The 21990-nt window shown below is 45.5% G+C and carries 18 protein-coding genes; 5 read left to right on the forward strand and 13 right to left on the reverse strand.

Annotation, left to right across the window (positions count from 1 at the left end; translation table 11 throughout):
- Window positions 1–153: 153 nt before the first annotated feature.
- Together NBH01_RS00210 and NBH01_RS00215 are read right to left on the reverse strand one after the other, a co-directional pair.
- A complete protein-coding gene (locus NBH01_RS00210) occupies window positions 154–1992 on the reverse strand; it encodes a DUF3987 domain-containing protein (protein WP_225679822.1) in 1839 nt (612 codons plus the stop codon).
- A gap of 66 nt (window positions 1993–2058) precedes the next feature.
- Window positions 2059–2685 (reverse strand): BT4734/BF3469 family protein, encoded by a 627-nt coding sequence (locus NBH01_RS00215; protein ID WP_072066643.1) that lies wholly within the window; start codon window positions 2683–2685, stop codon window positions 2059–2061.
- 153 nt (window positions 2686–2838) lie between these two features.
- Here NBH01_RS00215 and NBH01_RS00220 point away from each other — a divergent pair, with 153 nt between their 5' ends.
- The 4 genes from NBH01_RS00220 (at window position 2839) to NBH01_RS00235 (ending at window position 6575) form a co-directional block, all read left to right on the forward strand.
- On the forward strand, window positions 2839–2988 hold the full coding sequence (locus tag NBH01_RS00220; RefSeq protein WP_008763350.1) for a hypothetical protein: 150 nt from the start codon (window positions 2839–2841) through the stop codon (window positions 2986–2988).
- Between the two features lie 233 nt (window positions 2989–3221).
- The gene (locus NBH01_RS00225) at window positions 3222–3482 is read left to right on the forward strand and encodes an OadG family protein (protein WP_008767837.1); all 261 of its coding nucleotides are present in this window, start codon (window positions 3222–3224) and stop codon (window positions 3480–3482) included.
- Window positions 3483–3510: 28 nt separating this feature from the next.
- Window positions 3511–5340, forward strand: coding sequence for a biotin/lipoyl-containing protein (locus tag NBH01_RS00230; protein ID WP_008767838.1), 1830 nt, complete (start codon window positions 3511–3513; stop codon window positions 5338–5340).
- Window positions 5340–6575, forward strand: a complete 1236-nt coding sequence (locus tag NBH01_RS00235) for a sodium ion-translocating decarboxylase subunit beta (protein WP_008763355.1) — start codon at window positions 5340–5342, stop codon at window positions 6573–6575. Before NBH01_RS00230 ends, NBH01_RS00235 begins: the two co-directional genes overlap by 1 nt.
- 115 nt (window positions 6576–6690) lie before the next feature.
- Here NBH01_RS00235 and NBH01_RS00240 read toward each other — a convergent pair whose 3' ends face one another.
- The 4 genes from NBH01_RS00240 to NBH01_RS00255 all read right to left on the reverse strand — a co-directional run bounded on the left by NBH01_RS00240 (window position 6691) and on the right by NBH01_RS00255 (window position 13016).
- On the reverse strand, window positions 6691–7962 hold the full coding sequence (locus tag NBH01_RS00240) for a TolC family protein (protein ID WP_032813712.1): 1272 nt from the start codon (window positions 7960–7962) through the stop codon (window positions 6691–6693).
- A gap of 66 nt (window positions 7963–8028) precedes the next feature.
- On the reverse strand, window positions 8029–11067 hold the full coding sequence (locus NBH01_RS00245; protein ID WP_008763357.1) for an efflux RND transporter permease subunit: 3039 nt from the start codon (window positions 11065–11067) through the stop codon (window positions 8029–8031).
- Window positions 11064–12116, reverse strand: a complete 1053-nt coding sequence (locus tag NBH01_RS00250) for an efflux RND transporter periplasmic adaptor subunit (protein WP_008767840.1) — start codon at window positions 12114–12116, stop codon at window positions 11064–11066. Before NBH01_RS00250 ends, NBH01_RS00245 begins: the two co-directional genes overlap by 4 nt.
- Window positions 12117–12761: 645 nt before the next feature.
- Window positions 12762–13016: a type B 50S ribosomal protein L31 gene (locus tag NBH01_RS00255; protein WP_005678397.1), complete on the reverse strand. Its 255-nt coding sequence runs from the start codon at window positions 13014–13016 to the stop codon at window positions 12762–12764.
- A gap of 400 nt (window positions 13017–13416) precedes the next feature.
- Here NBH01_RS00255 and NBH01_RS00260 point away from each other — a divergent pair, with 400 nt between their 5' ends.
- Entirely contained in the window at window positions 13417–14421 is a 1005-nt protein-coding gene (locus NBH01_RS00260) for a class II fructose-bisphosphate aldolase (protein ID WP_008763359.1), read from the forward strand.
- A 79-nt stretch (window positions 14422–14500) separates the two neighbouring features.
- On the opposite strand, the gene NBH01_RS00265 is transcribed toward NBH01_RS00260, so the two are convergent.
- From NBH01_RS00265 to NBH01_RS00295, 7 genes are all read right to left on the reverse strand, one after another.
- Window positions 14501–15835, reverse strand: coding sequence for a tetratricopeptide repeat protein (locus NBH01_RS00265; protein WP_008767841.1), 1335 nt, complete (start codon window positions 15833–15835; stop codon window positions 14501–14503).
- A gap of 213 nt (window positions 15836–16048) precedes the next feature.
- The gene (locus NBH01_RS00270; RefSeq protein ID WP_011107939.1) at window positions 16049–17209 is read right to left on the reverse strand and encodes a sodium ion-translocating decarboxylase subunit beta; all 1161 of its coding nucleotides are present in this window, start codon (window positions 17207–17209) and stop codon (window positions 16049–16051) included.
- 1 nt (window position 17210) lies between these two features.
- Window positions 17211–17645, reverse strand: coding sequence for a biotin/lipoyl-containing protein (locus NBH01_RS00275; protein ID WP_048695632.1), 435 nt, complete (start codon window positions 17643–17645; stop codon window positions 17211–17213).
- A gap of 24 nt (window positions 17646–17669) precedes the next feature.
- Window positions 17670–18590, reverse strand: coding sequence for an OadG family transporter subunit (locus tag NBH01_RS00280; protein ID WP_008767844.1), 921 nt, complete (start codon window positions 18588–18590; stop codon window positions 17670–17672).
- 31 nt (window positions 18591–18621) lie between these two features.
- Window positions 18622–20175, reverse strand: a complete 1554-nt coding sequence (locus tag NBH01_RS00285) for an acyl-CoA carboxylase subunit beta (RefSeq protein WP_008763364.1) — start codon at window positions 20173–20175, stop codon at window positions 18622–18624.
- A 30-nt stretch (window positions 20176–20205) separates the two neighbouring features.
- The gene (mce, locus tag NBH01_RS00290) at window positions 20206–20610 is read right to left on the reverse strand and encodes a methylmalonyl-CoA epimerase (protein ID WP_002561104.1); all 405 of its coding nucleotides are present in this window, start codon (window positions 20608–20610) and stop codon (window positions 20206–20208) included.
- Window positions 20611–20783: 173 nt separating this feature from the next.
- The gene (locus NBH01_RS00295) at window positions 20784–21782 is read right to left on the reverse strand and encodes a GNAT family N-acetyltransferase (RefSeq protein WP_008763365.1); all 999 of its coding nucleotides are present in this window, start codon (window positions 21780–21782) and stop codon (window positions 20784–20786) included.
- Between the last annotated feature and the right edge of the window lie 208 nt (window positions 21783–21990).

The following is a 21990-nucleotide window of genomic DNA, read 5'->3' on the forward strand; positions in this document are numbered from 1 at the left end:
TAAAGCTAAGCTTTAGAGGCCATAAAGCACCGCTTTAGAAGTCGTAAAGCATAGCTTTAGCCAATACAAAACGCTATACTCTGATTTTCATAAAGAAACGATAAAAGACGATGTTATCAACAGGTACAGTAGGTACACTTTTCCGGCCCTTCCCTAACACACGCACACGCGTGCGTGCGCGTAAGTACCTTTACCGTCAAGATTGACAATCAGTCCCTGTTTTACCAGTCGTTTCAGCCAGGTGAGGGCAGTGTTGGGCTTGATTCCCATAGTCGTAGCCTGCTCCAACAACTGTGCACGGGTAAATTGGATACCCAGTGCCTCAAAGAATGCGTCACGGTCGGCATTGGCCCTATGGCTGACTTCTGAAGGAGGAAGGAAAGACAAGATATGCGTGGCATGCTGATAGAGTGGTTTCACAAGGTTCAACACAGCCTTAAAATCTTCGGGAGTGATCGTCATATCCCAACGGGTAATGATACCGTCTTTGATATTATCAGTGGCGATTTCCTTGTCCGGTGTAAGCAGGGGATGAGAAGATGCCTGGTATTGATACGGCTGAGGATTTTCAAAAGCACGAAGCATGGCCACTACTGACATGATACGGCAGATGTTGACAGCCATTCGGGCGATGGAACTGTTCATTTCTCTGCCATTGGCAATCGTTGACCGGGTGAACAGTTCGGAAAAGAGATCATTGAACTCCTGTTTCTGTTCATCCGTGAGCCGGAGTGTGTGGAGACCATGTTCCTTGAGTAAGTTCAAGAGCTTTTTCCATTCCAGACCAATGGAGGTGAAGATGGCTTCCAAGTCCGTTTCGTTCTCGTCAAACTGATTGATCCATTGATAGATACCGTGCATATAATAGAACAGCTGGCGTGAAAAAAGTCCGTTCTCTACTGAAGGAATGAGTGGTTTCACCTGTGCGGGTGTCCCCGAAAGCAAGAGAGAGAGGTAACTTTTCTTGTTTTCCCGGTACTCCTGATTGGTACGTCGGTTGTATGCTAACCAGTCATGGTCGAATGCTCTGCGAAGCGTCTCACTCCAGTGACCGTATTCCGAACCGATGGCGGTAGAGATCGTATCCGCCTCGGTTTCGCAGATGAGGCCTGTTCCGTTGTTATCCATAATATTTTGAAGGATACCGGTACCGGTATTGTTGCCGGAGATGAGGAACATTCTGTTTAAAGGTATTTCGGGGATTTCCGCTTTGGCACGCTCTTTGCCCATCATTTCGTAGGCGACTTTTGCCTTTTTGTAGACATTCATCTCTTTTTCAACTTGTTGGCGGATATCATCGTGGATAGGCATAACGAGCAGGCGGATGAGTGATAGTACTCCCTTGCCCGAGGCTGCCGGAGCTACAATGAAGGATTGCATACAGGGCGATTGGTATTTGCCGGCATAATGACATCTCACGTATCGTTCCATGGTGGCACCCAGGGCAGTCAATGCTCCGAGCAAGAGTACGTCTTTTTGAGTGACGGTAGTGCCATAGCTTATGATGCGCAGCAGTAGCTTCGGCCAGTCTTCTAAGGTGAAAGTGGGTAATGGGTGATGCGGGTCGCTGCCTTCCAGCAGCTCTTCTGATTCACTCTTTTCTTCTTCTACTTTATTATATACATGCGCGTGTGTGGAAAAATTGTGCGGTGAACTTTCTGTACCTACTGTACCCGTCCGGTTGTTCATAACTTCCTTCCGGTCTTCCCTGCAGATTTTTACTCCTGTCGATTCAGCGAGGTGAAATGCCGTTCCGAGATGTATTGCTCCCTGCTGTTTCGTGAGTGCATTGGAAAACATTCGTTCGGCATGGGCGGATTGATACTTGGCGGAAATCCGGCACAGGCGATGGAAAAACTCCCGTCCTGCTTCACCACAGTCCGTTGCGATGGCGAATGCTAATTGTACATACTCAGCGTAAGTGGGTGCAATGTCGGCACCTGCTGTTTCGACTGCTTCGGTGAGGAGGCGTAAAGATTCAATATCGGTCATTTTTTGATAATTGACAATTGACAAATGATAATTGACAATTGAAGTTTGATCATTCGTGATTATAATTTAATATTCTCTGAATAGTGCTTGTGGGTCATGGCTGAGGAAGCAGGCTCTTACGATGTCTTTGCCGGAGGTGTCTACGGCTTTTTGAACTGATTCGATGGAGTTGTTCATTTCTGATCCGTAGGTCATTTCTACGTATTCCATTGCCCAGCTCATACTCTCTCTTACATTACGGCTCTGATCGTCTGTGTACAGGTTGCTGTAAGGTACGAATGTTTTCACACCCCGGTTGCTGGGACTGATAAATGAGAGTACAGGGTGGAGGAAAGGATCGTCGAACAGTGTACGACGCATTTCTACGGCTTTCTGATAGGAGTCGAGGTTATCTATATCTACCACTACGAGTCCGGAAGGAGATGCGAAGAATTTACTGTTCCGGCGGATGAATGTGCCGCACGGAGTCACGTATGGCAGCAAGGATGTTTTCGCCATTCGTATATCTTCGGCGCTGCGCACCTGTTCGGTCAGTGCTTTGAGATTTTCATTGCAGGTGATCATCTGATATACTTGCTCTACTGAGACTTCGCAGAAGGGAGTGAGAGTGGCGGGTGTAACGGTTTGTCCTTGTTCGTTCCTGATGGGAGCAATCGGGGGCATGAAATAAGACATTCTGAAAAAGTTTTGCATAGAATACTTCTATTAGGACGTTTAGTAAATGACTTTGACTTTCAAAGCATGGTGCGAAAGTAAGACAAATAAAATAAGTCGAGTTCAGATATGTCTGAAGTAGTGTGAAAATGTTTAATATATAAGACGTGTTTTTAACTAATAATAAGAAAAATGGAAAATAAAATTGTGCATCCTAAACTCGGTGAGTTTATTGAAAAGGTGCTTAAAGTAGCACATGTGAATCTTTCAAAAATGTGTCAAGAGATACATATGGGGCCTGCTACTTACCAAAAGGTAAAAAAGGGGAAGAAAAAGATCTGATTCATTATGAGCGTATTCTTGAATATTATTATAGGACTCGCACCGAAGAAGAGTTCTTGGAGAAAGTGAATGAGTGGGCAAAACTTTATATTCGGTGCAAGAAGGGGCAGGATGATATTTGATATCTTACGATTTATACTTTTTTATTCCTCTCTTAATTTGTTTTATCACAAATATTTGGTATTTTCGGACGCTTTTTGGACAAACGACTTGAATTACTAATAGTTTATTATATGGAAAATATCGAAACAGCGATCCTGCTGATGGTGGTCGGCATGGCTACCGTATTTGTTATTCTGCTGATTGTGATTTATTTAGGTAAGTTACTGATTACTCTTGTCAACAAGTATGCTCCCGAAGAAGTGATTCCTGCGAAGAAGGAAGCGCTACAAGGTCCTGCGCCTATTCCGGGTAATATAATGGCGGCTATCACAGCAGCTGTGAATGTGGTGACATTAGGAAAAGGAAAGATTACAAAAGTAGAAAAGTTATAAACCTATCAAAAGTATATCATAGAAAAACATGAAAAGAGAAGTTAAGTTTAGTCTGGTTTTCCGAGATATGTGGCAATCTGCCGGAAAATATGTACCTCGTGTAGACCAACTCGTAAAGGTAGCTCCTGCCATCATTGAAATGGGCTGTTTCGCCCGTGTAGAAACAAATGGCGGAGGTTTTGAACAAGTGAATTTATTGTTTGGTGAAAACCCGAATAGAGCCGTGCGCGAATGGACGAAGCCGTTCCACGAAGCCGGCATACAGACACACATGCTCGACCGTGCATTGAACGGACTCCGTATGAGCCCCGTTCCGGCAGACGTCCGCAAGTTGTTCTACAAAGTAAAGAAAGCACAAGGCACAGATATCACCCGTACATTCTGCGGATTGAACGACGTACGCAATATCGCTCCTTCCATCACGTATGCCAAAGAGGCAGGCATGATCTCACAGTGTTCACTCTGTATCACCCATTCGCCGATCCACACGGTAGAGTACTACACCAATATGGCGTTAGAACTTATCAAGCTGGGGGCGGACGAGATTTGCATCAAAGACATGGCAGGTATCGGTCGCCCCGTTTCATTGGGCAAGATCGTGGCCAATATCAAAGCGGCACATCCTGAAATTCCTATTCAGTATCATAGTCATGCCGGTCCCGGTTTCAACATGGCAAGCATCCTCGAAGTATGCGAAGCCGGTTGCGACTACATTGACGTAGGTATGGAACCGCTTTCATGGGGTACGGGACACGCCGATCTTCTCAGCGTACAGGCTATGCTGAAAGATGCCGGATATCAGGTACCGGAAATCAATATGGAAGCCTACATGAAAGTGCGTGCGCTGATTCAGGAATTTATGGATGACTTCCTCGGCTTGTATATCAGCCCGAAGAACCGTCTGATGAACTCGCTGCTGATCGGTCCGGGACTTCCTGGCGGTATGATGGGTAGTCTGATGGCTGACCTCGAATCGAATCTGGAATCTATCAACAAGTATAAAGCCAAACATAACCTGCCGTTTATGACACAGGATCAGCTGCTGATCAAGCTATTCAACGAAGTGGCGTATGTATGGCCCCGCGTCGGTTATCCTCCATTGGTAACTCCGTTCAGCCAGTACGTGAAGAACCTTGCCATGATGAATGTGATGGCAATGGAGAAAGGCAAGGAACGCTGGGGAATGATTGCCGACGATATCTGGGATATGCTGCTAGGTAAAGCAGGACGCCTGCCGGGTACACTGGCTCCCGAAATCATCGAGAAAGCCGAACGTGAAGGACGTAAATTCTTCGAAGGTAATCCGCAGGACAATTACCCCGACTCACTCGACAAGTATCGCAAGCTGATGAAGGAAAACAAATGGGAAGTGGGAGAGGACGACGAAGAACTCTTCGAATATGCCATGCATCCGGCTCAGTATGAGGCTTACAAGAGTGGAAAAGCGAAGGAAGACTTCCTGGCAGACGTGGCAAAACGTCGTGCAGAGAAAGATAAATCGCCGGAAGAAGATGCAAAACCAAAAACACTGACTGTACAGGTGGACGGACAGGCTTATCGTGTGACGGTAGCATACGGAGATGCCGAACTGCTTGCTGCACCTGTAGCTGCAGCTCCGGCAGGAGAGGGCAAAGATGTTCTTTCTCCGCTGGAAGGTAAATTCTTCCTGGTGAAGAATGCGCAGGAATCTGCCTTGAAAGTTGGCGATGCGGTGAAAGAGGGCGATGTGCTTTGTTATGTGGAAGCAATGAAGACTTACAACGCTATCCGTGCCGAATTTAGCGGTACGATAACTGCTATCTGCGCTAATCCGGGAGACACTGTTTCAGAAGATGATGTATTAATGAAGATAGGATAATGAACGAGATATTTGAGAACTTATATGACATGACTGCGTTCAGCAATATCATTGCCGAACCGCAGTTTCTGATAATGTATGCCATCGCGTTCGTCCTGCTTTATCTGGGTATCAAGAAACAGTACGAACCGTTGCTGCTTGTTCCGATTGCTTTCGGTGTGTTGCTTGCCAACTTCCCCGGAGGAGATATGGGAGTGATACAGGCAGACGAGAATGGTATGGTGATGATAAACGGTGTGATGAAGAATATCTGGGAAATGCCTTTGCATGACATTGCGCATGAACTGGGAATTATGAACTTCATCTATTATATGCTGATCAAGACCGGTTTCCTGCCTCCGATCATCTTTATGGGGGTCGGTGCGTTGACGGACTTCGGACCGATGTTGCGTAATCTGCATCTTTCCATCTTTGGAGCTGCTGCACAGTTAGGTATCTTTACTGTTCTGTTGGTAGCCATCCTGATGGGATTCACTCCGCAAGAAGCTGCTTCACTGGGTATTATCGGTGGTGCGGACGGACCGACAGCCATCTTTACAACGATCAAGCTGGCTCCGCATTTGCTGGGTCCGATCGCTATTGCCGCTTATTCTTATATGGCACTGGTGCCTGTGATCATTCCGTTGGTAGTGAAGCTGTTCTGTACTAAGAAAGAACTGAGCATCAACATGAAGGAACAGGAAAAGAAATATCCTTCGAAGACGGAAATCAAGAATCTGCGTGTACTGAAGATTATTTTCCCGATTGTAGTGACTACGATTGTAGCTCTCTTCGTCCCAAGTGCAGTACCTTTGATCGGTATGCTGATGTTCGGTAATCTGGTGAAAGAAATCGGAAGCAATACTTTCCGTCTGTTCGACGCTGCTTCCAACAGTATCATGAATGCTGCTACTATCTTCCTCGGACTTTCGGTAGGTGCAACCATGACGGCTGAAGCCTTCTTGAACTGGACGACAATCGGTATTGTCATCGGTGGTTTCCTTGCATTTGCTCTTTCTATTACCGGTGGTATCTTCTTTGTGAAGTTAGTGAATCTATTCTCCAAGAAGAAGATTAATCCGCTGATCGGAGCGACCGGACTGAGTGCCGTTCCGATGGCAAGCCGTGTGGCGAATGAGATTGCGTTGAAATACGATCCGAAGAATCATGTATTGCAGTATTGTATGGCAAGTAACATCTCAGGGGTAATCGGCTCGGCAGTAGCTGCAGGTGTACTGATCTCCTTCCTTGCATAATAAAAAGAACAACCAATAAAGATTAGGCACGGATTACGCGGATAAACACGGTTTTTAGTTACTCAACTCTTAAAACCGTGAAATCCGTGTCATCCGTGCCTAATTTTGTTTTTATCTATTCGCTGGTCACCTTCTTGTATTCAGCCACAGCCATCTTCTCTGCCAGATAAGCATTGATCAGATTGGTGTGTGCTTGCGTCCATGACAACTGGGCGGAAAGTACATCTACCATGCTCGCTTTTCCTTCATTGTAGGAGAAAGTGGCCAGATCCAGATTCTCATTTGCCAGACTCATGTTTTCTTTCGCTGTTTTCACCTGAGATTCTGTTTCCGTCAGTTTGGTGAGAGCTGCCGACAGTTCTTCGTTGATATTGTCCGTCATATAACTCTGTTGCAACTTTTGTATTCCGATATATGCCTTCTGCTGTCGGTTCGTCTTGAAACGGGCTCCCCAGCGGAAAATGGGAATATTCAGATTGACTCCTACGATGGGATTAAAAGATACGTCGTATCCCAAGTTGGGTGTGGCCGTTGCCCAGCCACCGCTGAAATACATGTTTAATTGGGGATTGAACTGGCTGAGAGCCGCTTTACGTTGTGCCTGGCTCTTCATGATGTTTACTTCCGTACTGGCATAATCGGCACGTCGTTGCAAAACATCTTCCAGAGGCAGTATCCGGACAGGAGCGGAGATCATTCCGATGTTGTACAGGCTGTCTACAGGAGTATTCGGTGCTTCTCCCATCAGAATATTCAGTTGTTGCAGCGCTAATGTATAATTCTGGCGGGCTTTGATATACTGCAGTTCCGCTTCTTTCAGCCGGGTGGAAATCATCAGAAGATCTGTACGGCTGATCATTCCGTCATCGAAACGGTCCTGAATAATGTCATATTGCTGTTTGACAATGCTCTGGTATTTGTCGGCCGCTTGTAGCATGGCTTTTGAAGCGGAGGCATTCCAGTAGACAGCATCACTTTGATAGTGAATCTGGTCTAACGTGAGTTCCTCGTTCAGTTGGTTCAGCTTTTCGTCTGCCTTCGCTATCTGATGTTGGGCATTGAGCGCACCGCCTGTGTAGAGTGGCTGTGATACGACAAATACTCCCTGGTAGGTATGGTTGCGGTATTCGCCCACCGGTTCGTTCCATGCGCTAAGGTCGCTCATGTTCAGGGTACCGTCTGCATTTACGTCGATTTTCGGCAGGAAACCTGTATGGGCTATCTTTCGCGCCTCCGAACTGGCCAATGTCTTTAGTTTTTGTTGTTTCAATATCTGGCTGTAAGCCTCCACTTTTTCGCGGTAGGCGTCCTGACTCAGGCAGGGCTGTTGCGCCCAGGCTGTGGAGCCAAGGAGCAACAGTGAAAATAGTATGAGTTGGGTTTTCATTTCTTTCATGGATAATCTTTTTAGTTGACAATTGACAGTTGACAATTGACAATTGTCAGTTGATGGTTATTGTTCTCCTTTGATCCGGTGGATGGCGCAATAGGCTACAGGAAGGACGAATAGTGTCAATGCCGAGGCTACTAACAGTCCGCCCATGATGGTGGCGGCCATTCCGCCGAACATGGCGTCGAACAGTAGCGGCAACATACCCAGAATCGTTGTTCCGGAGGCCATCGCTACCGGAATGATGCGACTGGTCGTGGCACTGATGACTGCGTCCAGCGGTTTTTTGCCTGCTGCTGTTTCCAAATCGATTTGGTCTACCAGTACGATAGCGTTCTTGATGTTCATACCAATCAGACCTAGCAGACCCAATATGGAGAAGAAGTCGAACGACTTGCCGAGTACGAGCAGTCCCAACACGATACCGATGAAGATCAGCGGCAGCATTAACAGGATGACGGTCGGCTTGCGATACGTCTTGAACAAGAAGAGCAGCGTCACAAACATCAGGAAGAATGTCAGCGGTAAGTTTTTGGCCAGCGCTTCATTCGATTCCACCTGACTTTCCTGTTCGCCGAAATACTTCATGGTATATCCTTCCGGTATTTTTATCTCTTGCTGTACTTGCGACCATACCTGGTTGAAAGCGGAAATCGCATTGGTTCCGCGACGCGGGTCGCATTGTGCCATCATCACCATCTGCCGGTTATAGTCTTTCACGTTCGAGAACCGGTACTGGAAGTCAAATTCAGATACTACCTGTTCCAGGCTGGTCGTCTCGTTGCCTGTCCCGAATACGGGCAGTGTGCGCAGATCATTGATCCGGAATGAATCCAGCTGGTTATTTTTCAATAGGATAGGAAGTACCTGATCTCCCTGCCGGTATTCTCCCAAAGTCATTCCTGTGGTACCGATCTGAATGCTCTGTGCCATTCCCTGTCGGGATACACCCAGCGGTTGTGCCCGTTCCGGGCTGTAAACCGGTTTCCAGACGGGTATCTTGTTTCCCCACGAATTGCGGATATTAATTAAATCCGGATTCTGGTGCATAATGGCTATTGCCTGATTGGTAAGTGATACAAGCGTATCCACATTCGGACCGATAAAGCCGATTTCGATAGCCGCATCCACTGCGGGGGACAGTTTGAACAAGCTGGTCCGTGTGATTGCACTCGGATAATTGGCTTTCATATATCCGTCAAAATCTTCTTCGTATTCTTTCGTATATTTACTGTCTGTCAGTTCGACGAGTACATTGGCAAAATTCGGTTTCGGACCTACGGAAGTGGAGGCAAGGTAATACCTTAGCGGGGTGCTGCCGAATGTGATGGATACCTTTTTTACTTCCGGCTGCTTCGCCAGGTGCTCTTCTACCGATTTCATCTCTTTCACTACGTCATTGATGCTGTATCCGTCCGGATAGAATACATCCGCCCGGAAATAAGGCTTATCGAGCGACGGGAAGAAGTTCTGCGGCATCGTTCCCATAATAATGAGCGAGATGATGAAGAGGATCACCATGGATACCAGTGTCACTGCTTTCTTGCGGATCAATACTCCGAGAACGGAAGCGAACTTATGATAGAACGGCTTGTCGTATGGATCTTTCGTGCTGTCGCCTGTTTTGGCTTTCAGAATGAAATTTCCGAATACGGTAGTCTGCGTCAGGGCAAGTACCCAGCTCAGTCCTAGTGAAATGGCAAGTACCACAAACAGCGGTTTTACGATTTCCGCTACAGCAGAGGGAGCAAGGTAAAGCGGCAGGAAGGAGCAGATGGCAATGAAAGTTGCTCCGAGCAAGCCCCATTGTGGTCCGGTTGCTCCGTCTATCAGGGCTTTCCGTCGGTTTACACCTCGGGCAATGGCTATTTGGGCGTTGTCCGTCACTACGATGGCGTTGTCCACCAGCATACCCATGGCGATGATAAATCCTGCCAGAGACGTTCTGTTGAGTCCGACGCCGAAGAAAGACATGATGAGCAGTGTACCTCCGATAGAGAAAATCAGCGAAGAGCCGATGAGCAGACCGGCACGGAGCCCCATCACCAGCATGATAATGACAATCACGATCAGGATGGATTCGATCAGGTTGATGATAAATCCGTTGTTGGCTTCGTTGGCGATCTCGTTTTCGAGGTAGAGGCTTTGCAGTTCCAGTCCCACAGGCATGAGGGGGAGGAGCTCGTTCAGTTTTACTTTTACGTTCTCACCCGTCTGCACTACATCTCTTTGCGGGTCGGTGGAAACACCGATGCCGATAGCCCGTTTCCCGTTCACATGCATGATGTTGGATGGAGGGTCGAGATAACCTTTCTCGATCACGGCTATGTCGCCCAGTTTCACCTGTCCGGCTTTGGTGGTGATTACCTGGTTGCGGATATCGTCTATGTTGGCATACATTCCGTTGGCTGTCACCCGTAACTGCTGTACGCCTGCACGGATTTCTCCGGTGTTGATAATCTGGTTCTGCGATTGCAGCAGGTTGGCCAGCTGTTTGGGATCGATCCCCATTCCCACCAGTTTGTTGGTAGAAACGAAGATGTTGACTACTTCCGTCTGTACGCCAAACAGCGCTACTTTCATCACGCCGTCTGCTGTGACAACCTGCGTCTTGATCCGTTCCGCCCAGTTGCGCATTTCCTCATAGGTGAAGCCGTCATCTGCCGTCAGTCCATAATAAATGCCGAATACGTCGCCGAAATCATCGGAGACGGTCGGGGTGGAAGCACCGCTGGGCAGCTGCGGTTGAATATTGAGCACTTTGCGTCGCAGTTCGTCCCATTTCTGAGGGATGGAACTGGCGGAAAGTGAAGGTTGCAGTTCGAACGTGATTTTGGAGAGCCCGTACATGGACTCTGATTTTATCTTGTACACGCCGCTCATACTTTGTATCTCACGGGAGATAGGCTCTGTGATCAGCCGTTCTACTTCTGCCGGTTCGGCTCCCGGATAGCGTGTCATGATGACCGCTGATTTGATAACGAAGGGGGCATCTTCTTTCTTACCCAGCTTTCCGAAGGAGGTAATACCTCCAATCAGCAGTACGGCAAGGAAGAAATAGATGATCTTCGTGTTATCCAGTGAATATTTTGCTAAATTCATTTGTCTATTGATTTAATACTTTCTCCTTCTACCAACTGGTATACTCCTGCTATGACGATTTGTTCTCCGGGTTTCAGTCCTTCGGACACGAGTACTTGCGCCTCTCCTGTGGGGGCATTGACGACGATTTTGCGTTTGTGCACTTTGTTGTCCTCTACTACCCAGACATACATGTTGTTTCCGTCACTTTCGCCGAAAACAGCACTGAGCGGGATGATTGTCCAGCTATCCTGCACCAATGGGCCTACATCGGCTGTGAAACGGATGCTGCAAGTGAAGCCGGGCTTCACGGCATATAAGTCCCGGTCGAATGAAGGGTCGTCGATAGTGATGCTGACCGGAATACCCGTTCCTTCGGTGGATATGTCCAGATATTCCTCCAGTCTCGCCTTGAACACATGGCCCTTGAAGGTATCAAACTCTACAAGGAAACGGGGATCTTTGGCACGGAGGAGATAAAGATATGCATCCGGTATGGTGAACTTGATACGCAGGTTCTGTGTGTTGACCAGTTGTACGATCCCTTCTCCTGAATTGACACGCTGGTAGTTCTCCACCAACCGCTTCTCGATAGAACCGTCGAAAGGGGCCGTCAGTTTGGTGTCACGCATGTTGTTGCTGGACAGTTCGTACTCCGATTTTGCTTTCTGATAATTGGAAAGGCTGATTTCATACTCCTGCACGGAGATCGCTTGCCGGGAGAGCAGGCGCTTGTTGCGTTCCACTTGTGCGGAAGCCGTTTCGTAGGCAGACTTGGTGGCAGCATACTGCAATGCGATATCTCTGGGATCGATAGCTGCAATCAGTTGCCCTTTTTTCACTTTCTCTCCTTCGATAACAGGCAGGCTGATGATCTGTCCGCTGACGCGGAATGCCAGTTTGACATACTCCACTGCTTCTACAATGCCGGAGAAGTCTTTTCTGATTACTGACCTTGATTCGACAATAGTTGTCTTAACAGGTCGGGTGGCGGGTGCCGTCATCTCTTTTTTTTGCCCGCAGCCTTGAAATAGGATGGCTGCGAGTGCAATCACATAGATATTTTTCATAAGTCGTTCATTGTTTGGGAAGTAAACAATTTGATACTTGACTATGTTCAGTAGAGACGGGTATATTAGAAATGTGAAATTAGTATCAACATTAAAGGAAAATGATTGTTTATAGATAAAAAATGCCTTTTCTGTTGATTTTATCAGAGATTATTCCCACTTTTGCACCGCACTAGTATTACAGTCGCGGAATGCGATATGAGAATTTAATTCTCGAATTTAAGCTACGAGCATGTGGGAATATGCTCGTGGCTTCCTTAGATATACGGTTCTGTCCCCCGTGTGGAGCGTTAATGCGCCCACTGTATCTCATCCCTCGTGGACTGTAATATGTAGTGCAACGGGTCAGCAGGACCGTCTTTTTTGCCTGCTGAATATTATTATATATAATAGGAAGTATTTCTCCTGAATAGTACTATTTAATAAACCATCATTTTTCAGGAGATCAGACAATATAATGGTATGGTATATTCCCTTAACTATACCATTTTTATATTACCTGGTAATAGTTCCCCTTAGCCAGTTAATATACGGACCGCACTACTCTGTGAAGAATGGTGCGGTCCTTTAGTTTATCTATGAAACGAAAAAGAGGAAATTTCCAACCGGAAATCTCCTCTTTTTTCATCTTAACGAAAGATTGAATTATTTCTTCTTACGGTCACCGTAACGGCTCATGAACTTATCAACGCGACCTGCAGTATCTACCAATGTAGATTTACCTGTATAGAACGGGTGAGAAGTGTTAGAGATTTCAATCTTCAGCAACGGATAAGTTTCACCTTCGAATTCGATGGTTTCTTTAGTTGCTACAGTTGATTTAGACAAAAACATATCACCATTTGACATATCTTTGAATACTACCGGACGGTATGATTCTGGATGAAGGCCTTTTTTCATTTCAGTATCTGTTTTTTTAATTTATATTCTGTTACTATTTTGGTAAGAAATAGTGTAATGGTCATTTTCAGAGCGCAAAGATAGCACATTTCTCCGGAATAGAAAAAACTTTGCTGAAAAAACTTCTGTGAATTATGCTATTTCTATGAATTATATGATTGGCACGAAAAGAATGTCTTGTGCTTTTTATGGTATAATACCTGTTTTGGGATAGAACCTTTCAGCCGTTTATTTGCTAGGTGGACATTACAATCTAATGTCAGACCCGCTTACGGATGAATATTTGCTGATCGATTTAAACCTTTTTCTATTATATTTTTCTTTCCGATGCTCGTTATTCGGTGGATAATGCTTACTTTTGCGTAGAATTTTAATTCACTAACAATAAACTTTAAACAAAATGGTTAATTACAAAGACTTAGGATTGGTAAACACAAGAGACATGTTTGCTAAGGCTATTAAGGGTGGATACGCTATCCCAGCATTCAACTTCAACAATATGGAACAGATGCAGGCTATCATCAAGGCTGCAGTAGAAACAAAATCTCCGGTGATTCTTCAGGTTTCTAAAGGTGCTCGTCAGTATGCTAACGCTACTTTGTTGCGTTACATGGCTCAGGGTGCTGTAGAGTACGCAAAAGAATTAGGTTGCGCACATCCTGAAATCGTTCTTCACCTTGACCACGGAGATACTTTTGAAACTTGCAAATCTTGCATCGATTCAGGTTTCTCTTCAGTTATGATCGACGGTTCTCATCTTCCTTACGAAGAAAACGTTGCTTTGACTAAGAAGGTGGTTGAATACGCTCATCAGTTCGACGTAACAGTTGAAGGTGAACTTGGTGTATTGGCAGGTGTAGAAGATGAAGTTTCTTCTGACCACCACACATACACTGACCCTGAAGAAGTAATCGATTTCGCTACTCGTACAGGTTGTGACTCATTGGCTATCTCTATCGGTACTTCTCACGGTGCTTACAAGTTTACTCCGGAACAGTGCCACATCGATCCGGCTACCGGTCGTATGGTTCCTCCTCCATTGGCTTTCGAAGTATTGGATGCTGTAATGGAAAAACTTCCGGGATTCCCTATCGTACTTCACGGATCATCTTCAGTTCCTGAAGAAGAAGTTGAAACAATCAACAAGTTTGGTGGTGCTCTGAAAGCTGCTATCGGTATTCCTGAAGAAGAATTGCGTAAAGCTGCCAAGTCTGCTGTTTGCAAAATCAACATCGACTCAGACTCTCGTCTGGCTATGACTGCTGCTATCCGTAAGACTTTCGCTGAAAAACCAGCTGAATTCGACCCACGTAAGTATCTTGGTCCGGCTCGTGACAACATGGAAAAACTGTACAAGCACAAAATCCTTAATGTGCTGGGTTCAGACAACAAATTGGCTGAATAATCACAGATTATCCTATTATATAGAAAGGCTGCAATCGTTTGACGGTTGCAGCCTTTTTTACGTAATATCCTTTATCTGCTTATTCCGGTTTCTGAGCGGGCACATTTCCTCCCAAGAAGAAATCTTCTATCTTTTGCTTACTTTGAATGTCTTTCAGCCAGTTAGCTGCAGCATTATAATAATTCTTAGTGCCTAAAACGAGTTCGCCTCGTTCGTTTAGTTTCGCTTCTTCTTCCTTATCTTCTTTCGGGCGTGTTTTTAAGAATGCTTCCAGACAGCGTTCGGTGTTTTTCTTGTCTTTCAGCGAATAGAAATAAATGAAAGCCATATCATAGAGCAGCTTATGATTTTGTTTATCGTATTTCCGGTAGCGTTCTCTGATCGATTCAATCTGCTCTTTAGGCATCTGTGCCATTTTGTAGCAGTCGGTCATGCCAATATAGAGCCGTACCATATTACTGTCTTTGGGAATAGTCAGATCAAGCGCTTTTTCGAGATACTCTACGCCTAACTTCTTCCATGAAGTCTTGGCGCAGGCACGGCCGAGATAATAAAGCAGGTTTACGTTTTCAGGATCATGTTTTCGGGCGGCTTCCAGAAAGTCATGTGCTTCGTAATATTTCTCTTCCGCATAATAGCTGATACCCAGATAATAACAGGTATGAAAAGAACTGTCGCCCTGGCTCACCAGGTATTCATAACGCTGGATAGCGGTAGGATAATCCTTATTCAGACAATATGCCAGTGCATTCTGGCGGTTGACAGCGATGTTGGTGGTGTCAATCTGCCGATATTTCTCCGTGGCTTCAATTGCTTCGTTGAAATAAGAACCGGCTATGTTCAGTGCGGCGAGCTTGGCGGCGGCAAGATAGTCGTCGGGGTATTTCTCCTGTATATTATAGTAGCACCCCGTGGCGGGGAGAAGCTCTCCCATACCTTCGAAACTTTGGGCCTGCAGATGCAAGGCGATGGCGGAACTGTCTTTCTCTGTCATCAGACTACTTTCTCCTAAAGCATCCTGAAACTTCTGTAAAGAGAGCAGTAGTCCGATGTATTGAATACGCACATATTTGTTTTCCGGATTCAGATCAAGTGCCTGTTCATAATATTTCAGTGCCTGTTGGTATTTGGCCAATGAACGGCAGCATTCGGCTGCTTCGATATATGCACGGGTATTGGCAGTGTCATTGGTTATGATTTCCTGATAAGTGGAAAGTGCTTCTGTATTCATCCCAAGTCCCCGTTGTGCTTTACCTTTTTGCAAGAGTAGGGGAATTGTCGGCTTTTCTTTGGCAATGAGAGTGAGAGCTGCCTCGTAATCGTAGTTTGCTATTGCTTCCTGAACATGATTGATGCGCTGCGCCATCACCAGGGTGGTGGTACAAAGGAAGGCGAGGAGAATAATCCGTTTCATAAATATTTATTTTAGTGTGTCGTAACAAAGACGCAAGATGCTAAAAAATATCGTATTTACGAATTATTCGTAGCCTTTTTGGAATAGATTAACGGAATGATAAGAGAAGATAACATAATGATAAGTGCGGATATTGCATCTAAAACAGCAATATCCGCACCTAATATTTTGTCCCGGCATTCCGAATGGAAGCCTGACAGGGGCACCTTGTCCCTACATTAAGAATCCTAACAGGATACCGGCAGCAACAGCTGAACCGATTACACCTGCTACGTTCGGACCCATAGCGTGCATCAGCAAGTAGTTGGTTGGATCATATTCCAGACCGACAACTTGTGAGATACGTGCAGAGTCGGGAACGGCAGATACACCTGCATTACCGATCAACGGATTGATCTTATTGCCCTTCTTGAGGAAGAGGTTGAAGATCTTAACGAAGATCACACCTGATGCGGTAGCAATGATAAATGACAGTGCACCGAGGGCAAAGATCTTGATGGAGTCGAGTGTCAGGAACTCGGAAGCCTGAGTAGAGGCACCTACTGTCAAACCTAACAGGATAGTGATAACGTCAATCAGCGGACCGCTGGCTGTGTTAGCCAGACGACGGGTTACACCACTTTCTTTCAACAGGTTACCGAAGAACAGCATACCCAGCAGAGGCAGACCGGAAGGAACCAGGAAGCAGGTCAGCAACAGACCGATAATCGGGAAAATCACTTTCTCTGTATGAGAAACGGCACGTGGCGGTTTCATACGGATAACGCGTTCGTGTTTGGTGGTGAGCAGACGCATGATAGGCGGCTGTATCACCGGAACTAACGCCATATAGGAGTAGGCGGATACCGCAATGGCTCCCATTAAGTTAGGTGCCAGCTTGGACGAAAGGAAGATAGCCGTCGGACCATCTGCTCCACCGATGATACCGATAGCACCGGCCTGCATCGGGTCAAATCCCATTTCCAATGCGATCATGTATGCACCGAAGATACCAAACTGGGCAGCCGCACCGATCAGCATCAGCTTCGGATTGGAGATTAGCGCCGAGAAGTCTGTCATGGCACCGATACCTAAGAAGATGAGCGGTGGATACCAGCCGGACGTTACTCCCTGATACAATATGTTCAATACAGAACCTTCTTCATATATACCGACTTTTAGTCCGGCGTCCATATTGAAAGGTATATTACCGATCAGAATACCGAATCCGATAGGAATTAACAACATCGGCTCGAACTCTTTGGCTACAGCTAAGTAAATAAAGCCTAAACCGATAATGATCATAGCAATATGTCCACCTGTCGCGTTGGCAAATCCCGTGTAGGTCCAGAAATCGGCAAGGTTATTTCCTAAAAAGTTAATAAAATCTCCCATATTATTCAATAATTACGAGGTCATTACCTTCAAGAACAGAATCTCCCTTGTTGACATTGATGGCAGTCACTTTACCGTCTTTGTCTGCATTGATATTGTTTTCCATCTTCATGGCTTCCAATATAATGATAGTCTGTCCTCTTTTCACTGTATCACCTACATTTACTTTGATGTCAAGGATAACGCCTGGCAGTGGGGACTTAACGCCTGATTTGCCGGTAGAAGGAGCAGCCGGTTTTACTACCGGTGTGGTAGGAGCAGCCGGTGAGTTAGGCATAGGGCGTACTACTGCCGGTTTGGGAGTAGCTTTCGGTTGTTTCTCCATTTCTACTTTGTAATGCGTACCGTTCACTTCTACATGAGCGATATTATCTTCAATATCTCCGATGGTTACTTTGTATGAGTTACCGTTGATTTTATATTTATATTCTTTCATCGTTTTATCTTTTTAGGGAATGATTTACTTTCTGTTAGGATTTTCACGCAAGGTGTAAATCTTCGAACTCCACGGTGAATAACTGCGCTTCACACGAGTGATGGTCAGCACCGTTTCTTCTACGTCGTGTACCTCATCCTGCATTTCGTGTAATGCCATTGAAATAGCAGCATAAACTTCACCCGGAGCCTGTGAAAGCTCTTTCGCTTCGACTTTATCGATGCCTTTAGCCTTCATCGCATTGCGTTTGCTCAGGTTGACAGCAACTTTACCTACCACCTTGAAGGCAATGAAGAGAAGAATCAATCCGCAGAATACTACGCTCATGGCTGAAATAGACATACCGATACCGACTGAGTCATGTTCTTCGAACTTTTCCATCTTGGCATTACTGTCAAGGGTTTTGTTGTTCGTGCTCGGGGTTACGTATTTGTCTTTGCTTCCGCCTTTTACTTCCCAGTCTGCTGCTCCGTCGCTTATGCGTGCATAAGACTGGTTGGGACCTAAAGTTCCTGCTGGTATGACAACTTGATCAAGTAGCTTTCTGCCTGAATCAAAAAGACCGACCCAATTGGCTGTTTCGGGATTCAGTTTGAAGCTGGTATGGAAGGTTCCACGATTAGGTTCGCCATCTGCCCAAAATAACGCATGTTGGCGTGGCTTTACTAATGTAAGTATGTCACCTTTTGGGATAAAATAGGTTACTGTATCGCCCGGCTGGCTGCTTACTTTCAATAAACAAGCTGCTAAGTCTGCGCTACCGTATGATTTGTTGAATATTTCAATCCATGCACTGTGCAAGCCGTAGTCATCCTGAAAGTTGTTTTGATTGTCTATCAGGACTTCATTCAGCAATAGCTTATTGTTCGACTTTTGCTCTCCGCAGGAAGTCAATCCAATCAGCAACAGCAGAGAAAGGAATATTCCGATTTTGGTTTTGTTCATAATCGTTCTTGTTTTAATGTGAAAAGTTGGATTACAACGGAATATTACCATGTTTCTTCGCCGGGTTAGACAGTTTCTTAGTCTGCAACTGCTGCAAAGCACGGATCACGCGGAAACGTGTGTTACGGGGTTCGATGACATCATCGATGTAACCATACTTAGCTGCATTATAAGGATTGGCAAACAGTTTTGTATATTCTGCTTCTTTTTCGGCAAGGAACTGAGCCGGATTTTCCTGGTCTTTGGCTTCACGCGCGTACAATACTTCTACTGCACCTGCACCACCCATTACAGCGATTTCAGCTGTTGGCCAAGCATAGTTCATGTCACCACGAAGTTGTTTACAACTCATCACGATGTGAGAACCACCGTAAGATTTACGCAATGTGATTGTTACTTTAGGTACAGTAGCTTCACCGTAAGCATACAGCAGTTTGGCACCATGAAGGATAACGCCATTGTATTCCTGGCCTGTTCCCGGAAGGAATCCCGGTACGTCTACCAACGACACGATAGGGATATTGAAAGCATCGCAGAAACGAACGAAACGTGCGCCTTTGCGAGATGCGTTGCTGTCGAGTACACCGGCAAGGAATTTAGGCTGATTGGCTACAATACCTACAGACTGACCGTTGAAACGGGCAAAACCGATAATGATATTCTTGGCATAGTCTTTCTGGATTTCCAGGAATTCACCGTTGTCCACGATAGCGCTGATAACCTCGTACATATCATACGGTTTGTTGGGGCTGTCGGGGATAATATCGTTCAGAGAATCTTCCAGACGGTCGATCGGATCTGTGCAATCCACGTATGGAGCTTCTTCGAGGTTGTTTTGAGGAATATAGCTCAGAAGTGTGCGGATCAATGCCAGACCTTCTTCTTCTGTTTTGGCAGTGAAATGAGTAACACCCGATTTGGTAGAGTGAACGCTTGCTCCGCCGAGGTTTTCCTGGCTTACGTCTTCACCGGTTACAGTTTTCACTACTTTCGGACCTGTAAGGAACATATAAGAAGTACCTTCCATCATCAGTGTGAAGTCTGTCAGTGCCGGAGAATAAACAGCACCGCCGGCACAAGGACCGAAGATACCGGAAATCTGCGGAATGACACCCGAAGCGAGGATATTGCGCTGGAAGATTTCTGCGTAACCTGCCAAAGCGTTAATACCTTCCTGGATACGTGCACCGCCCGAGTCATTGATACCGATACAAGGAGCACCCATCTTCATTGCCTGATCCATAATCTTACAGATCTTCAGTGACATTGTTTCCGACAGTGAACCTGCAGTAACGGTAAAGTCCTGTGCAAAAAGATATACGAGACGACCTTCGATAGTACCGCAACCGGTTACTACACCATCACCCGGATAGTGCTTTTTCTCCATGCCGAAGTTCGTGCATCTGTGCTCAACGAACATGTCCATTTCTTCGAAGCTACCTTCATCCAACAGCATGGCTATACGCTCACGCGCTGTGTATTTCCCTTTTTCATGTTGCTTCGCAATTGCTTTTTCGCCGCCTCCGATGCGTGCAACGGCACGGCGTTCAATAAGCTCTTTAATTTTTTCAAGTTGATTACTCATGAGTTCTTGTTGTTTTTTTAGAGTTTATGATTAGTGTTCGCAGAGTTCTGTCAGCACACCCAGTGTTGATTTCGGGTGAAGGAAAGCGATGTTCAGACCTTCGGCACCTTTGCGGGGAGCCTTGTCAATCAGACGGATTTCTTTGCTTTCTGCTTCTGCCAAAGCATTAGCTACGCCATCTTCTACGGCAAATGCTACGTGATGAACACCTGCACCTTTGTTTTCAATAAATTTAGCAATGGTGCTTTCGGGGCAAGTCGGCTCCAACAATTCGATTTTTGTTTCACCTACCTTTAAAAAAGCGGTTCTTACTTTTTGATCTTCTACTGTTTCGATGTTGTAACATTTCAGACCCAATACGTTTTCGTAGTAAGGAAGGGCTTCTTCGATGCTTTTTACAGCAATGCCCAGATGCTCAATGTGTGAAATCTTCATAACTATATTTTTTTATATGGTTTAATTATGTGCTTATATGGCATAAAACAGCACAAAGAAAGACATTTCTTGTCTAATAAAGAAATATTTCTGCATTTAATTATTGGGGAATAAAGCATAAAAAATGCTCCGGATGGGTGACAAAGACGGGTTTTGTAATCTTGAGATTACATTTAGACATAAAACTTGACCAGAAGATTATTCAGCCATGGCCAGCTGATACGGAACCAACGGCGGGTACTGCTTTGTTTGCCTCCGAAACGGAGTACGAAATCACGATAACCATGTTTGCGGAAGGGAAGTCCTACATCCATGAACTCCATGTGACGGAATCCCCGTTCATGGGCATCTTCAAGTGCTTTCCATACTGCCAGTATGCCGGGTGACTGCAGTGCATACGTCTTTCGCATTCCTCCTGAAAACCAGATAAAAGCATTTTCGCCGGAATAGATGCAGACGGAGCCGCCGATAATCTTTTCCTTGTATTTTACGATGAATATTTTTGCCTGTTTTCCTCTGATAAGCATGCTGTTCATGTGGCGGAAAAAGTCATTGGCAGGGAAATATCTCCGTATTCGTGAAGAATAAACTTTGTGCAGCATCCGCGAGAATTCCTTAATCTCTTCCACCGTATGGGCTTCTACTACTTTGGCTCCGTTTTTGAGTCCTTTCCGGATCTGACGGATACGTGACGGGCTGAAACGGTCTTCCGCTTTCTGCGTACTATGCAGAGAGTTACGGACACGCAGCCAGTTGACCGGAAAAAAGTCGTTCTTTCGGAAGAAACGGTAACCGAACATGGAATTATCCAGATTGCGGAATTCAATAAGAATGCAGGTGCGTGATGCTTCTTGTGTGAGATGCTCCAGCATTTCACCGAAAATTTCTTCCTCCTTCTCTTTACTTGCCGGTAGAGAAGTGTCCAGAAATTCACCTGCACCATATACCACACATTGTTTGACAAGAGAGGAGGGAAGCCACTTTTTGGTCTTGCGTATGGCGGCAAGCAGACGTGCTACAGGTCTGCCTTCTTCTGTTGCCACTATCAGTAGCGGGGTATATCCCGGAGTCGATTCATAGATCTGAAACAACTCCTTGGAATGAAAAGTATTGGTTCCCGGTAAATCAGGAATGTCTTTTCCGCGATAATATGTTGTTAGTTTAAGTGGCATCCAAATACAAATTTACACTTTTTATTCTTCATTCAACAATAAAAAAGAGAATTTGTTGGCTTAGCCTAAAATTTGTCTTTTTATCCTTTGCATATATTTGAGGAAAAAAAGGCTTGAAAAAGCGAATTTTTGTATTATTGTCGTCCTTTGTGAGTACAGAAGTAAAATGGAAACGTCTATGTAAAAGATTATGCTAATTGTATTTTAC

The organism is Bacteroides sp. B1-V-101, assembly GCF_023656585.1.
Lineage (GTDB): Bacteria > Bacteroidota > Bacteroidia > Bacteroidales > Bacteroidaceae > Bacteroides > Bacteroides thetaiotaomicron.